This window comes from Cohnella lubricantis (assembly GCF_014212015.1).
Classification (GTDB): Bacteria; Bacillota; Bacilli; order Paenibacillales; family Paenibacillaceae; genus Cohnella; species Cohnella lubricantis.
Map to the genome: position 1 here is coordinate 82,149 of NZ_JACJVN010000065.1, position 13,978 is coordinate 96,126.

15 protein-coding genes are annotated in these 13,978 nt (G+C 58.6%); 12 read left to right on the top strand and 3 right to left on the bottom strand.

Features of this window, described 5'->3' with window-relative positions:
* The first annotated feature begins 280 nt into the window (after positions 1-280).
* From H4Q31_RS17100 to H4Q31_RS17135, 8 genes are all read left to right on the top strand, one after another.
* Positions 281-1,363, top strand: coding sequence for an amidase domain-containing protein (locus H4Q31_RS17100; RefSeq protein ID WP_311771750.1), 1,083 nt, complete (start codon positions 281-283; stop codon positions 1,361-1,363).
* Positions 1,364-1,404: 41 nt separating this feature from the next.
* Positions 1,405-2,559 carry a D-alanine--D-alanine ligase gene (locus H4Q31_RS17105; protein WP_185180273.1) on the top strand — a complete coding sequence of 385 codons (1,155 nt, stop codon included), beginning with the start codon at positions 1,405-1,407 and terminating at the stop codon, positions 2,557-2,559.
* Between the two features lie 185 nt (positions 2,560-2,744).
* Positions 2,745-3,068, top strand: coding sequence for a hypothetical protein (locus tag H4Q31_RS17110; protein WP_185180274.1), 324 nt, complete (start codon positions 2,745-2,747; stop codon positions 3,066-3,068).
* Positions 3,069-3,154: 86 nt separating this feature from the next.
* Complete coding sequence (locus H4Q31_RS17115) at positions 3,155-3,985, top strand: sulfite exporter TauE/SafE family protein (RefSeq protein WP_245347437.1); 831 nt, start codon at positions 3,155-3,157, stop codon at positions 3,983-3,985.
* 143 nt (positions 3,986-4,128) lie between these two features.
* A complete protein-coding gene (locus H4Q31_RS17120) occupies positions 4,129-4,956 on the top strand; it encodes an inositol monophosphatase family protein (protein ID WP_185180275.1) in 828 nt (275 codons plus the stop codon).
* Positions 4,957-5,096: 140 nt separating this feature from the next.
* Positions 5,097-5,390 (top strand): hypothetical protein, encoded by a 294-nt coding sequence (locus H4Q31_RS17125; RefSeq protein ID WP_311771751.1) that lies wholly within the window; start codon positions 5,097-5,099, stop codon positions 5,388-5,390.
* A 306-nt stretch (positions 5,391-5,696) separates the two neighbouring features.
* On the top strand, positions 5,697-5,924 hold the full coding sequence (locus H4Q31_RS17130) for a hypothetical protein (protein WP_185180276.1): 228 nt from the start codon (positions 5,697-5,699) through the stop codon (positions 5,922-5,924).
* A 48-nt stretch (positions 5,925-5,972) separates the two neighbouring features.
* Positions 5,973-6,266, top strand: coding sequence for a hypothetical protein (locus H4Q31_RS17135; protein WP_185180277.1), 294 nt, complete (start codon positions 5,973-5,975; stop codon positions 6,264-6,266).
* A gap of 128 nt (positions 6,267-6,394) precedes the next feature.
* On the opposite strand, the gene H4Q31_RS17140 is transcribed toward H4Q31_RS17135, so the two are convergent.
* Positions 6,395-7,705 carry a glutamate-1-semialdehyde 2,1-aminomutase gene (locus tag H4Q31_RS17140; protein ID WP_185180278.1) on the bottom strand — a complete coding sequence of 437 codons (1,311 nt, stop codon included), beginning with the start codon at positions 7,703-7,705 and terminating at the stop codon, positions 6,395-6,397.
* A 211-nt stretch (positions 7,706-7,916) separates the two neighbouring features.
* Entirely contained in the window at positions 7,917-8,963 is a 1,047-nt protein-coding gene (locus tag H4Q31_RS17145; protein WP_245347436.1) for an LCP family protein, read from the bottom strand.
* A 141-nt stretch (positions 8,964-9,104) separates the two neighbouring features.
* Between H4Q31_RS17145 and H4Q31_RS17150 the strand changes: the two genes are divergently transcribed.
* The 3 genes from H4Q31_RS17150 to H4Q31_RS17160 are packed head-to-tail and all read left to right on the top strand — an operon-like array spanning position 9,105 to position 11,735.
* Positions 9,105-10,145, top strand: a complete 1,041-nt coding sequence (locus H4Q31_RS17150; protein ID WP_185180280.1) for an ABC transporter ATP-binding protein — start codon at positions 9,105-9,107, stop codon at positions 10,143-10,145.
* On the top strand, positions 10,138-10,932 hold the full coding sequence (locus H4Q31_RS17155) for an ABC transporter permease (RefSeq protein ID WP_185180281.1): 795 nt from the start codon (positions 10,138-10,140) through the stop codon (positions 10,930-10,932). Before H4Q31_RS17150 ends, H4Q31_RS17155 begins: the two co-directional genes overlap by 8 nt.
* Before the next feature lie 14 nt (positions 10,933-10,946).
* Entirely contained in the window at positions 10,947-11,735 is a 789-nt protein-coding gene (locus H4Q31_RS17160; RefSeq protein WP_221626882.1) for an ABC transporter permease, read from the top strand.
* 515 nt (positions 11,736-12,250) lie between these two features.
* Here the strand turns inward: H4Q31_RS17160 and H4Q31_RS17165 are convergent.
* Positions 12,251-12,925 carry a DNA-binding response regulator gene (locus H4Q31_RS17165; protein ID WP_185180282.1) on the bottom strand — a complete coding sequence of 225 codons (675 nt, stop codon included), beginning with the start codon at positions 12,923-12,925 and terminating at the stop codon, positions 12,251-12,253.
* A 217-nt stretch (positions 12,926-13,142) separates the two neighbouring features.
* On the opposite strand from H4Q31_RS17165, the gene H4Q31_RS17170 reads away from it, so the two are divergent.
* Positions 13,143-13,649 (top strand): peroxiredoxin, encoded by a 507-nt coding sequence (locus H4Q31_RS17170; RefSeq protein WP_185180283.1) that lies wholly within the window; start codon positions 13,143-13,145, stop codon positions 13,647-13,649.
* Positions 13,650-13,978: the final 329 nt, after the last annotated feature.

Consider the following 13,978-nt stretch of genomic DNA (forward strand, 5'->3'; position numbering starts at 1 on the left):
AATTAGTTTCATACAGTGAAACTTGATTTCATAATTAATCCTCGAAATCAGTATACCGCTTGCAGCCTGCTCCGTAAAGATGTAATTCGCCTGAACGAGACGGAAATCGCAGGCATTCCACACCGAATCATAGACCGTATCCGGCGATTATCTCACATCTGATTAGGATACCACACCGGAAGCCGGATTCATCCGCACCTTCCGGATTCCGGCATGCGGGCCGTCCGGCGCGCATAAAATGAAAGGACGCAATCTGCACTAGGCGGAAGGGGGAAGTCCGGTGCCGGATCGGGAGAACGGTTGGCAGCAAGTGTTGGTGGACTACGTGAACGCGGTGAATGAAGACGGGCTGAACAGCCGGACGGAGCCGCTCCGGCGAGTGCACGATCCCGCCCATCGGGCACGCCTGGCACGGCGCTTCGAGGCGTTGTCCAGCCGGGAGCGGGACGAGAGCATGAAGCCCGTTCGCAGCGAGATTCGCGCTCGGCTGCTTCGCAAGTCGGAACGGAAGAACGACGGCGAATGCGATCTGCAGCTTCACCTGATCCGCTCCTATGAGCAGGATGGGGTGTCCTGGCAGGAGGAGCGGGTCGAGCTGGAGCGAATCCACTTCGTCCGAACGGGAGGCAAGTGGCGGATCGATCGGATCGATCCGCTGGTGACGGAGCGCAGCGCGGAGGCGTGGACGATAGACGAGAGCGGACCGGAGGCTTGGTGGGATCCCAAGGCGTCCATTCCCTCGATTCCCTACATTAATCCGACGGCGGCGACGAAGTTCAAGTCCAAAGTGCTGGCCGGTCCTTCGGCAGGCGCGATCGGCTGGGGCGACAGCTGGTCCGACTGGACTCGAAGAGGCATTCCATACCGCAGAGAATCGGCTGTCGCTTACGCGGAGAAGTGGTGGAACGAGCTGAATCCTGCTTATGTCGACATGGAGGTTAACTGCACGAATTACGTGTCCCAATGCATCTTTGCAGGGGGGGCACCGATGAACTATACTGGAAAAAGAGAATCGGGCTGGTGGTACAAGGGACGTACGAACGGCCAGGAGCTCTGGAGCTACAGCTGGGCGGTGGCCAACGGTCTGCAGCATTATTTGCGGCAGCCGCGGTCTGCCGGCCTTCGAGCGGAGGCGATGGATTCGCCGCTCGACCTGATGCTAGGCGACGTCATCTGCTACGACTGGGATGGCAGCGGCCGATTCCAGCACAATACGATCGTGACTGCGTTCACGCCTGACGGCATGCCGCTCGTGAACGCCAATACGGTGAGCAGCCGCCGCCGCTATTGGGATTATCGCGATTCGTATGCGTGGACGGAGCGGACCCGATATCGCTTCTATCATATCGCCGACGAATTCTAGGTGTCGGGCGACGACTTCTAAGGTGAAACCGGAGGATACCCATGGGACACAAAGTAAGAGTCGGCCTTGTCTACGGCGGACGCTCGGGAGAGCACGAAGTATCGCTTCAAACCGCGCTCGCGGTGCTCAAATCATTCGATTATGACAAATACGAACTCATTCCGTTCTATATATCGAAGACGGGCCAATGGCATTCGGGTCCGCTGCTGCAGGCTCCTCCTTCGGCGGTTGCCGAGCTGCAGTATGGCACGGTGAACGAAGCCGGCTCGGAGGACGGCGGTTTGCAAGCGCAAAGCCAAGGGCTGCAGCCGGTGCTTCGCGGCATGCAAGGCAGCGCGCTGGCCGCAACGGAAGCGAACGCAGGGGCGGACGAACGGGTTATTGACGTCATGTTCCCGCTGCTTCACGGCACGTTCGGCGAAGACGGCACGATTCAGGGGCTGTTCGAGATGGCAGGCATGCCATACGTCGGAGCGGGCGTGCTCGCTTCCGCGGCCGGCATGGACAAGGCCGCGATGAAGACAATGTTCGCGCAGGCGGGCCTGCCGCAGGTCGGCTATCGCTACTTCACCCGGTTCCATTGGAAGCGTGACCGGGAGAGCCTGCTCACGGGCATCGAGGAGAGTCTGGGGTACCCATGCTTCGTCAAGCCGGCCAACCTTGGATCGAGCGTCGGCATCTCCAAAGCGCGCGATCGCGAAGAGCTGATCGCGGGCATCGAGGAAGCTCTGCGTTACGACCGCAAAGTCGTTGTCGAGGAATTCGTCGACGCCCGAGAGATCGAAGTGGCCGTGCTTGGCAACGACGAGCCGCGCGCTTCGGTGCCGGGAGAGATCGTCAGCTCCCACGAATTCTATGATTATAAGGCGAAGTACACGGATGGCAAGTCCGTCATGGTCATCCCTGCCGACATTCCGCCGGAGACGGCGCAGGCTGTCCGAGAGATGGCTGTCCGCGCGTTCCTGGCAATCGACGGCTCGGGCCTGTGCCGCGCGGACTTCTTCCTGCGCAAGAGCGACGGGGCGCTGTTCATCAATGAAGTGAACACGATGCCGGGCTTCACCCCGTTCAGCATGTATCCGCTCATGTGGAAGGAATCCGGCTTATCCTACCGCGAGCTGCTGGATGAGCTGATCCGGCTGGCGATCGAACGCTACGAGGAGAAGCAGTCGATCGATTACGGCGTCGGCGAGTAAGCCGTTCTGCCTTCGGCGATGTGCCAATAGCAAGCCTTCGGCGGCGGAACGGCCTCGGAGGCTTTTTTTTTTCGAAGAGTCGGAATAATTCTTCTTAAGCCAACCCAAACGTCAGGCGTGGAAAGGGTTGTGCTATAATGCGGGTAAGAATGTTCCGCCAAATGGGCGAGAACAGGAGGATCAGTATGGGATTCCAGACCGAATTCAATTCCGTGTGCAAATTCAAGTCGGAGCAGGAGCTGTACGAGCTGCTCGAATACGGGCGCGGCAAAATGGTGAAGAAGAGCTTCCGCGTCTATCCGACCGGCCAGAAGGTGATCGCTTATGCTCCTGACAACAAGGCTGTCGCCATCGTTCGCATCGTCGCGTCGATCGCGGAGATCAACTTCCAAGGCGAAGAAGTGACAGAAGTGGAGATGGAGCTGGTTCGGCGATTAACCGATGAAGAATCTCGGATTCAGACCGCGCTTGCATACGAGATGTTCTTCGGCGAGCAAGCCAAGGGTTGACCGGCGGGCAGCCAGTGGATGCCCAGCAGTTAGAATAGGAGCGGGGAAAGTGAACGAAGCGCTCCGCGACAAAGGAATGAGTTCGCATGTGGCTGGCTTTGGCATGGGCAGCAATGGTACTGATCGGAGCGGTCTCCGCTGTGTTCGGAAGCATCGTAGGGTTAGGCGGGGGGATCGTCATCGTACCGTCTCTCGTCCTGCTAGGTCCTGCTTTATTCGAAGAGACGATTCCATCGCAGAACGCGGTCGGGACATCGCTTGCGGTGCTGATCTTCACCGCCTTGTCGGCGACTTGGACGTATAAGAAGCAGGGCAAGGTAGATTTTCGAACGGGATGGCTGTTCTTCGCAACGAGCGGCCCGGCGGCGATGGCCGGCGCTGCGGTGACGGAATACATACCTCAAGGCCCGTTCCAGTTGGCGTTCGGCTTGTTCATGCTCGTCATGTTCGGGCTTATGATCGCCAGGGAACGGATGAAGCCGCTTCAGATTCAATGGAGCATTCAGCGCACGTTCACGGACGGGAGCGGCAACACTTATTCCTACGGCTACAATCTGACGATGGCTTTGACCATCGGAGCGGGCGTGGGCATCGCCTCCGGTCTGTTCGGCATCGGCGGCGGGTCGCTGTTCGTTCCGCTAATGGTGCTATTGTTCCGGTTCCCGCCTCATCTGGCGACGGCGACTTCCATGTTCGTCATTCTGCTCTCGTCGGTGCTGGGAAGCGGCGTTCATCTATGGAATGGCAATATCGATGGCTATTTATTCCTGGCTCTGGCGCCAGGCGCGATCGTCGGCGGCCGGATCGGCGCGGTTATCGCGTCCAAGCTGAGCGGCAAGCAGCTGATGTGGCTGCTTCGGACGACGCTGCTGCTGGTGGCCGTCTACTTAATCATTAAGGGATTCCGAGAGATATAACAGCCTGCCGAGTCGATTCATCCGGGAATATCGCCGGAACGCGAAGGAGGACTATGACGTAAATAAAGGTAGCAAGGACAACTCGCATTCAAGGGATCTGCGATCATTCGCGTGGATTAATTATGATGTTATGGGGGATGGAAATGGATTCGATCATCGGTATAAAGAGCTTCACGGCCGTGGCCGTCAACAGCGCGTCCAAGGCGGGCGAATGGATTAAGAGCCGCATCGGACGCTTCGCGGAGCCGGATCTGAAATATTCGATGCACGATCTCGTGACGGAAGTGGACAAGGGGTCTGAGCGATTGATCCGCAATCTGATCGCTACCCATTTCCCTCAGCATTCTTTCCTGGGGGAAGAGGGAGTGGAGCCCGGCCCCGAGGCTTCGGCGAAGGCGCTGGAAGCCGTCGAAGACGCCGAGTACTTGTGGATCGTCGATCCGATCGACGGCACAACGAACTTCGTCCACGGTTTTCCGTTCTTCTCCGTGTCGATCGCGCTTGCCCATAAGGGGCAGGTGATCGTCGGCGTCGTCTACGATCCGTCCAAGGACGAGCTGTTCGTCGCGGAACGGGGCAAGGGCGCTTACGTGCATGGCAAGCCGATGAACGTGTCGAAGGAGCAGTCGCTTCGCCAGAGCTTGGTGGCCACCGGCTTCCCGGCGGACCATCAGATGGCGCTGCCGTTGAATCTGCGGCAGATCCAAGCGGTTGCGCCTCAGGTGCGCAACATTCGGACCGCCGGATCTGCGGCGTTGCATATGGCCTACGTCGCGGCGGGCCGGCTGAGCGGGTTCTGGGAGATCGGGCTGAACTCTTGGGATCTGGCGGCAGGCTCGCTGCTCGTTGAAGAGGCCGGCGGCAAGGTGACGGATCTGAACGGCGAACCGTATCACTTGGGCGTGCGCAATGTGGCCGCCAGCAATGGCGCGGTGCACGGCGAGCTCCTGAAGGCGCTGCAAGTCGAGTAGCGTCGATCAGGCGGCAGAGCTGGGAGGTCGGCAGGCTGGCACCGTCGGGAAGACGGCGGGCCGGTATTCGGCCTGAAGCTGGCGGATTCATGAAATGGCATTTATTCGACCATCCTACAAGAACGAAGGAGGCGGAGGCCGTGGAAGGGAACGATCAATCGCTGAACCTCAAGGCTGGAGAAGGGCAGGAGGAGCCGCAACTGGACGAAGCGGCTTCCGAGGCGGAGTTGGAGCTGGCTCGCCGACTGATGGGGGACGAGTCCGAGGTGCGGGACCCGGCGGAGGAAGCGGTGGCACAGCTGCCACCGCGCTGGGAAGTGCGAATCCAGACGACGCGGGATCCGGTCGCGGAAGAGACTGCGTTGTATCGCAAGATGGCCAAGGAAGTGGACGGCCGCTATGACGATGTGAGCGGCGGCGAGAACGGCAGCTAGCTGCTAGGACAGCAGCAATGACAGCAATTCACGCAGCAGAGACGCTTCCCCATCGGAATAAGAATATAGAGGCTCCCCGCCGGATTTCATTCTAAGCGGCATCCGGCGGGGGGCTTTTTTTGCTTGCAATCCGACGGAAGATGCACCTAGGCTGCTGTGCGCACTCACAATCATGAGAATCCTGAACATTCCCTCATATACCGCAATCTTCCGGCAGAGGTGAGATATGATGAATCAAAGAAAGGGGGATATGAACCTGACATATAGGCACGTCAATTCAAATATCTATTTAAGGAGGCAACTCGCATGAAGAGAGTGTATTCTTATTTGCTACTGTTAGCGCTTGGCGTTGTGCTGCTGATGGCTGCCGGATGCTCCAGCAATAGCGAGAATGCGCCTGCAGGCGACATGAGCACGGATACCATCCAGGAGGACGTTGGCTCTACAGCTGAGACACCGGCTGCGGATGGAAGCGACGCTGCCGGGAGCGACACAGCCGGCGACACATCGGACTCTGCCGACGCCAGCTCGTAACTCATCCATTCTGAGCCCCTGATCGGGGTCAACCAAAGGAGGACATTCATGATGCTTAGAGCGGTGGATGTCAATTTGGATGCGACAGAAATGGTGCTTACGCTGGAGAAGGAGCAATCGCCCAGAACAATTGAATACATCAAGATCGATCGGTTGGAGAAAATCACAGAACAGGTCAAGAAGCTATTTCGAACCGTTGAAGTACAGGGAGTCAAAGTGTCGGTCAAAGGGATGGACGAACCGATCGTTATCTCCAGCGACAAACTCGGAGATTACCAGCGTATCGAGGATTACTTGCTTCACACGGTGGCTGAGAAGTATGATGTGGCAGTCGAACAATAGCTCATTATCATAAATGGAAAAGGGAAAGTCCCCGAGCTTAACGGCTTAAGCTAGAGGACTTTCCTTTTTTGCCGTTTACCGGGCCGGCTCTCTTGCACCCCAACTCTTAGCGAGCGGTCTCCTTACCCTCAAGCCATCGCTTTGAACGAAGCTTCCGCCGCTTCCAGCGTAGCGTCGATGTCCGAGTCGGTGTGGGCCGTTGTCAGGAACCACGCTTCGTACTTCGACGGCGCGAGGTAGATGCCGCGCTCCAGCATCTCGCAGAAGAAGCGCGCGAACAGCTCGCCGTCCGTGTCCTGCGCTTCTTCGTAGTTCGTGACCGGGTGATCGCAGAAGTGAGTCGAGAACGAGCCGACGATGCGGTTGATCGTCAGCGGTACGCCATAGCGAGCGGCTGAATCGTGCAGCCCTTCCGTCAGCCGAACGGCCTGCGTGTTCATGCGCTCGTACACGCCAGGCTGCTGCAGCACCTCGAGGCAGGCGATGCCCGCCGATATGGATGCGGGGTTGCCCGCCATCGTGCCCGCCTGGTAGGCCGGGCCGAGCGGCGCGACCTGCTCCATCACTTCGCGCCGGCCGCCGTAAGCGCCGATCGGCAAGCCGCCGCCGATGATCTTGCCGAGCGCCGTCAGGTCCGGCTCGATCGCGGCCAGATCGGGGAACGCCGCGCCGAACGTCTGCGTGGAGCCGTAGTGGAACCGGAATGCCGTGATGACCTCGTCATAGATGACGAGCGCTCCGGCTTCCCGCGCCAGGCGGCAGACGCCTTCGAGGAAGCCCGGCTTCGGCATGACCATGCCGAAGTTGCCGACGATCGGCTCCACCATGACTGCCGCCACGTCGTCGCCCCAGCGCTCGAGCGCCAGCTTCAGCCCGTCCAGCTCGTTGAAGGGAACGGTGACGACCTCGCTCGCGATGCTGACCGGGATGCCGGCGCTGTCGGGAATGCCGAGCGTCGACGGGCCGGAGCCGGCCGCGACGAGCACGAGGTCGGAGTGGCCGTGGTAGCAGCCGGCGAACTTGATGATCTTCGTGCGCTTCGTCGCTGCGCGCGCGACGCGGATCGTCGTCATGACCGCCTCCGTGCCGGAGTTGACGAAGCGCACCTTGTCCATCGACGGGATCGCTTCCTTCAGCATGCGGGCGAGCGTGATCTCCAGTTCCGTCGCCGTGCCGTACAACGTGCCGTTCTGCGCGGAGCGCACGATCGCTTCGGTCACATGCGGATGGGCATGGCCGGTAATGATCGGGCCGAAAGCGGCCAGGTAGTCTATGTACTTATTGCCGTCCGCGTCCCAGAAGTACGCGCCCTGCGCCCTTTCCATGAAGACGGGTGCGCCGCCGCCGACCGCCTTGAACGAACGGGACGGGCTGTTCACGCCCCCGACGATATGCTGCTTCGCTTCCTCGTATAATTGTGCGGATCGAACTCTCTCCATGATCCGATAACCTCCTCTGATTCCTTGGGATAGAATGCAATGAGGGACCGTCTGAGTGACGGCCCCCTCGTCTGCGCCTAATTGGCTGCTTGTTTTCTTGCATCATGCTTCGTACAGGACGGTTCTTACAGGACGCCTCTTACAGGATACCTCTAATAGGCTTCCTTTTCCACACTGCGCCGACTCTGCTGCCTTGCGCCGCGCTTCCCGCCTACTCGGAATCCGCCGCCGACGGAGAAGCGGAGGCGGATGACGACGGCGTCTCCGTCTCGTCCTTGCCGAGCACTTCCTGCACGTAATCCTTCAGCTTCTCTTCATTCGTAATGCCGAGCACGGAATCGCCGCCGACCTTCATGTCCTTGAGCAGATTCATCGGCGGCAGCTGCGCCGACCCAGCCTGATGCGACTTGAAGCCAAGGCTCGCGAGCTTCAGCATATCGTTCGGCTGCAGGTTCGTCTCGATATAAGGCGTGACCTTGCTCAGAATGTCCGGCAGCCGCACGATGTTCCAGCCGCTCTGCAGCTTGTCGGCGACGGCCTTCAAGAATGCTCGCTGCCGCTCGGTTCGCGTGAAGTCGCTCATCGCGTCATGCCGGAAACGGACATACATGAGCGCTTTCTCGCCGTCGAGATGCTGCTGGCCCTTCTCCAGATGGATATCGTATTGATTCTTATCCGCCTTGGAGGAGTAATTCATATCCTTCTCCACGTAGAAGTCGACGCCGCCGATGGCGTCTACCAGCTTAATAAACCCTTGGAAGTCGACATAAACGTAATATTGGATATCGAGGCCCGTCATATTCCCGATCGTCTTCATCGCCAACTCCGGACCGCCCATCGTGATGGCTGCGTTAATCCGGCTGCTGCCGTGTCCGGGGATGGGTGCGTACGTATCACGCAGCACCGAGAACAGGTGAGCGTCCTTCGTCACCGGATCGAAGGAAGCGACCATCATCGAATCCGAACGGGCGACTTCGCCTTCCTTCAGGCCGCGATCGTCTCCGCCCATGAGCAGGATGTTGACGCGCTCGGTGCCAGTCCACTCCGGCGGCGCCACTTCCGGATCCTCCGTGAATTGGCTGAAGCGGGATTCGTCCGACGGCTTGGACATGTCGTCCAGCTGTTGGAAGCCGCTGTAGACATACCATGCGGTGAAGCATAGAGCGATTACCGCGACGCCAAGGACGCTGTACAACACCCAATGCCACCACCTGAGACGCTTCTTCTTCTTGGCTCTGGATTCGGATCTACTTTGCATCGGCATTATCCTTTCGCGGCGCGGCTAGCTAGCGCCGTTTGGGCGGAATGGTTAGTGTAATTAGATGACTTATTGTAAAATTATAAAGTTACACGACGGAAAGAATCAAGTTTTGTCGAAAATAGGAGGACCCTTACAGTCATGCTAGCAATCGATGTACATCAGCTGCGCAAGCAATTCAAAGTGCAGAAGAACCGCGAAGGCCTGAAGGGCGCCATGCTTGATCTGTTCAAGCGCGAGCATACCGAGGTAATGGCGGTTAAAGATATCAGCTTTCAGATTCCCCAAGGGGAGATATGCGGATACATCGGCGAGAACGGCGCGGGCAAGTCGACCACGATCAAGATGCTGACCGGCATTCTCGTGCCGACGTCCGGACGCATTCTGGTGAACGGCTTCGTTCCGCATCAGGAGCGAGAGCAATTCGTCGGCAGCATCGGCGTCGTGTTCGGACAGCGCAGCCAACTGTGGTGGGACATCGGCGTCATCGAATCGTTCCGCCTGCTCCGCAAGGTATACAAGGTGGACGAAGCCGACTTCAAGGCGCGGCTGGTCGAGCTGGTGGAGACGCTGCAGCTAGGCGATCTGCTCAACCGCCCGGTGCGCAAACTAAGTCTCGGCCAGCGGATGCGGTGCGAGCTCGTGGCGGCGCTGCTGCACAACCCGTCTATTCTGTTCCTGGACGAGCCGACGATCGGTCTCGACATCGTCGTGAAGACAGAGATCCGCGAATTCCTCAAGCGGCTCAACCGCGAGTACGGCACAACCATTCTGCTGACGACGCACGATCTGCAGGACATCGAAGCGCTCTGCTCCCGCGTCATTATGCTCGACGACGGCCGGATCATCTACGATGGCGGCCTCGAGGAGCTGAAGGAGCGCTGGGGCAAAGGACGCGAGGTGCAGTTCCAATTCACCGATCCGATCTCGCTCCTCGACGTATCCGGCTTGACCTCCGGATTCGAAGGCGTGCGCTGGACGAAGGAGAACGAGGTGACGGCGAAGGTGTGGATTCCGCGCGAGCTGAACGTGTCGGATGTGCTGTCCCGGGTCGTCGGATCGGCGGCGGAGATCAGCGACATTAAGATTTTCGAGACGAACACCGATGAGATCGTGCGCGAGATCTACAAGACCGGCAGCCCGGAGGCGAAGGAGCAGGCGAAGGAGGCTGTCCGTGGCTAGCGCTTATTTGGATTTTATTCGTATCCGCTTCTTAACGATGCTCGCTTATCGGGTAAATTATTACAGCGGCATCGTTATTTATGCCATCAACATCGGCGCGTACTACTTCATGTGGAAGGCCATCTACGGCAGCGCGGAGACGCTTGGCGGCTTCACGGTGGCGCAGATGACGACATACATCGCCGTCTCGTGGATGGCGCGGGCGTTCTACTTCAACAATCTCGACCGCGAGATCTCGAATGAGATTCGCGACGGCAGCGTGGCGGTGCAGATGACGCGGCCGATCTCCTATCTAATGGTGAAAATGATGCAGGGCCTGGGCGAAGGCGTGTTCCGCCTCTTGCTGCTCATGGTGCCGGGGATGATCGTTGTCACGTTTATGTTCCCAGTGTCGCTGCCGACCGACCCGGTTCGGTGGGTCATCTTCTTCGTCATGATCTGGTTCAGCTTCCTCATCAACACGCAGCTGAATCTCATGACCGGACTGTTCGCGTTCTTCGTGGAGAACAACGAGGGGCTCATGCGCATGAAACGGGTGCTCATCGACCTGCTGTCGGGCGTCATTCTGCCGATGGCGTTCTTCCCGGGCTGGGCGCAGGCGGCGCTGAACTGGCTGCCGTTCCCGGCGATCACGTACTTGCCGAGCTCCGTGTTCACGGGGCGGCTCGCCGGCGGGGACGTGTGGAACGCGCTTGCCGTCCAAGCGATCTGGTTCGCGGTGCTGATCGTGCCGATTCTGCTTATGTGGCGGGCAGCGCGCAGGCGGCTGTTCGTGCAAGGGGGGTGAGCCGGATGCAGCAAATGATTTTCAACCTGTCGTTGTTCCGGGAATACATCGCGAATTACATGAAGACGAAGCTGACGTACCGCGCCGACTTCTGGGTGGAAGTGTTCTCCGACCTGATGTTCTCGGCGACGAACCTGATCTTCATCTTCGTCGTGTTCCAGCACACGCCCGCGCTGGGGGACTGGAGCGAGGCCGAGGTCGTGTTCGTCTACGGCTACTTCATGATTCCGTACGGCATCTTCAGCACGTTCACGAATCTGTGGAACTTCAGCGAGCGCTATATCGCCAAGGGCGAGATGGACCGCATCCTGACGCGCCCGGCCGGATCGTTAACCCAGGTCATGCTCGAAAATGTGGATCCGCCCTCGCTCATCGGCTCGCTGATCGGGCTGTGCATCATGGGCGCCTCCTGGTCGCAGCTGGGGCTGGCGTTCCATTGGTACGATCCGCTCGTGCTCATCGTCATGACGCTCGGCTCCGTCCTCGTCTACATGGGACTGTACACCGCGCTCGCGACCATCTCGTTCTACACGGACGCGCCGACAGGCATCGCGCCGCTCATGTACAACATTCAGAACTACGGGCGCTATCCGATTCAGATTTATAATAAGGGCATCCGCTTCCTGTTGACGTGGCTGCTGCCGTTCGCGTTCGTCGGCGTCTACCCGGCTTCGTTCTTCCTGGAGCGGCACCGCGATCTCGTCATGGCTTGGCTGACGCCGGTCATGGGCGTGATCTTCTGGGCGATCGGGCTGTGGATATGGCGGCGCGGCGTGAAGCGTTACCGGGGAGCGGGAAGCTGAGCGTGAGTAGCTGAGCGTGAGTAGGACGGCGAGGGGGTGAAGCGGTGGCGGGGAACGGGGAGCTGAGCGTGAGCGGTGCGACGCGGCTTGAAGCGGTGCCGGGGAGCGGAGGGCGCACGTGGGCATGCTGCGCGGCAAGCGGGGGTGGAGTAAATATAGCGCAGTCGCACCCACGTCCCGCCCCTGCACACTTGCTCGTTGTAGCTTCCTCCACCCATACTCCCGCCCCACGTTGTTCTACACCTGCGCGGGTGGAGCAACTATCTCCTGCGGCATAACGGAACGTCGTTCCGTTATTCGGTATATCGGTAGCTTATTGTGCGCGATAACGGAATGGTGTTCCGTTATTCTAGCGTTTCAGAATCGTTACTTGTGAGAATGCGGCGAATAACGGAACGGTGTTCCTTTATTGTGGCGGCGGGCGGAATGGTGTTCAGTAATAACGGAACGCCGTTCCGCTATTTACAACGTGTGCTCCTTTAAATTACCTGCGTCCGTTATCGTATCGTGCCCCGTTAGGGGATATAGACGCGTGCGCCATATTCGGTTAACCGGTAGCTTCTGATTCTCACGCGGCCGCCGGCTGCTTCAAGCAGCTCCAGTTGAACCAACTCCTGCAACAATTCGCGCACGTACCGATCGCTCACCCCTAAGCAGATACTCGCTTCGGCCGGAGTGAAGGGACGCTGCAGGCGGCGGGCGAGGCGCATGATCTCGCGCTGCTCCAGCGCGAGGCTTCGGCTGGGCGTATCCATTGCAGTCAACCCGAACAGTTTGCCCATGGACTGCAGCACGAATTGCTGGCATGCCCGCGGGCGTTCGCGGATCTTGTCCAGACTGATGCGGAAGACGATCCAACCGTCCAGCACAAGTTCATTTTGCCGATCTAGATGGTATTCGTGCGTCCGGCGATTCAAATTCTTGGCGTGAGAGCTGAAGTCGTCGACTTCCCAACATACGCGATAAGGCGGGCGCAAGTAGGCAAAGTCCATATAGTAACAACCGTTCTTGTAGCTGCGTACCTCGTACTCCGCATAGAGATCATCGAAATTGCCGATCGCCGGATACCATACCGTCTCTACGAATAGTTTCTCGTTGTGCGAGTGGCCCTCCGCTAAGCGCCGGCGCGCTTCGCCTCTTAGGCTGCGCTTCTGCCGATGAAGCCACTCTTCATACCGTGCTTCGAACATGGATATCACTCTTTCCCAACGTACGCGAATGCAAAAAAGCCGCTTCCATCCCCCGATGGGGAAAGAGCGGCGTGCTTCGCGCGCGTGTTAATTTGTGGTTATATTCTACAGCAAGGGGAGAGGAAAGTCACTAGAGTTATAGGAACGAATGAGCGAGTATGATAAGCTGTACCCTAAATAAGAAATGCAAATGCTTCAAGCGAAAGGATCTTCCTATATGCCTCCAGAATCTCAAACGCAAATCGGCCGTACGGCACCGGACTTCGAGCTGCCCGCTATCGTTGAAGGCGGAGACGAAGCGATGGTTAGACTCAGCCAGTATCGCGGCAGCAAAGTCGTCCTGTTCTTCTATCCGAAAGACATGACCCCGGCCTGTACGCAGGAATCGTGCGATTTCCGAGATGCAGGCGCGCTGTTGTCGGCGGAGGACTCGAACACGGTCATCCTCGGCATCAGCACGAACGACTTGAAGTCGCATCGGAAGTTCGCTGACAAGTACAATCTAGGTTATCCGCTGCTTGCGGACGTTGAGCACAAAGTATGCGAGCAATACGGCGTCTGGCAGGAGAAGAAGCTGTACGGACGCGCCTACATGGGCATCGTTCGCTCGACGTTCCTGATCGATGAGAACGGCAAGCTGCTGAAGGAATGGCGCAGCCTGAAAGTGAAGGGTCACGTGGACGAAGTTGTCGAGACGATTCGCGCGCTGCGCGGAAGCAAGTAGAAGAGGTTGCTCAAGTCCCGGCTGCAGATCGCCTGCAGCATATCTCGTTAGCGGAAGCAGGTTCCGCTATTTCGGACCATCCACCTGCTCGCAGACACAGTAGAGGAACACAGTTCCGCTATTCGCCGTACTCTGTCGAGTAACCAACCTAAAACGCCGAAATAACGGAACGCAGTTCCGTTATCGCGCGGTTACCGCACCCCAGCATGCCAATAACGGAACGCCGTTCCGTTATGCGATAAAGGGGAGTTCTCCAACCAGTTAGAGCAAGAAGGGCGAAGCGACGGCAATGGCCGAAGCTTCGCCCTTCTTGTTTATCCCCCCGCCGC

Coding starts and splice junctions, on each gene's coding strand:
- H4Q31_RS17105 (WP_185180273.1), top strand. CDS start 1,405: ATGGGACACAAAGTAAGAGTCGGCCTTGTCTACGGCGGACGCTCGGGA.
- H4Q31_RS17110 (WP_185180274.1), top strand. CDS start 2,745: ATGGGATTCCAGACCGAATTCAATTCCGTGTGCAAATTCAAGTCGGAG.
- H4Q31_RS17115 (WP_245347437.1), top strand. CDS start 3,155: ATGTGGCTGGCTTTGGCATGGGCAGCAATGGTACTGATCGGAGCGGTC.
- H4Q31_RS17120 (WP_185180275.1), top strand. CDS start 4,129: ATGGATTCGATCATCGGTATAAAGAGCTTCACGGCCGTGGCCGTCAAC.
- H4Q31_RS17130 (WP_185180276.1), top strand. CDS start 5,697: ATGAAGAGAGTGTATTCTTATTTGCTACTGTTAGCGCTTGGCGTTGTG.
- H4Q31_RS17135 (WP_185180277.1), top strand. CDS start 5,973: ATGATGCTTAGAGCGGTGGATGTCAATTTGGATGCGACAGAAATGGTG.
- H4Q31_RS17140 (WP_185180278.1), bottom strand. CDS start 7,705: ATGGAGAGAGTTCGATCCGCACAATTATACGAGGAAGCGAAGCAGCAT.
- H4Q31_RS17145 (WP_245347436.1), bottom strand. CDS start 8,963: ATGCAAAGTAGATCCGAATCCAGAGCCAAGAAGAAGAAGCGTCTCAGG.
- H4Q31_RS17150 (WP_185180280.1), top strand. CDS start 9,105: ATGCTAGCAATCGATGTACATCAGCTGCGCAAGCAATTCAAAGTGCAG.
- H4Q31_RS17160 (WP_221626882.1), top strand. CDS start 10,947: ATGATTTTCAACCTGTCGTTGTTCCGGGAATACATCGCGAATTACATG.
- H4Q31_RS17165 (WP_185180282.1), bottom strand. CDS start 12,925: ATGTTCGAAGCACGGTATGAAGAGTGGCTTCATCGGCAGAAGCGCAGC.
- H4Q31_RS17170 (WP_185180283.1), top strand. CDS start 13,143: ATGCCTCCAGAATCTCAAACGCAAATCGGCCGTACGGCACCGGACTTC.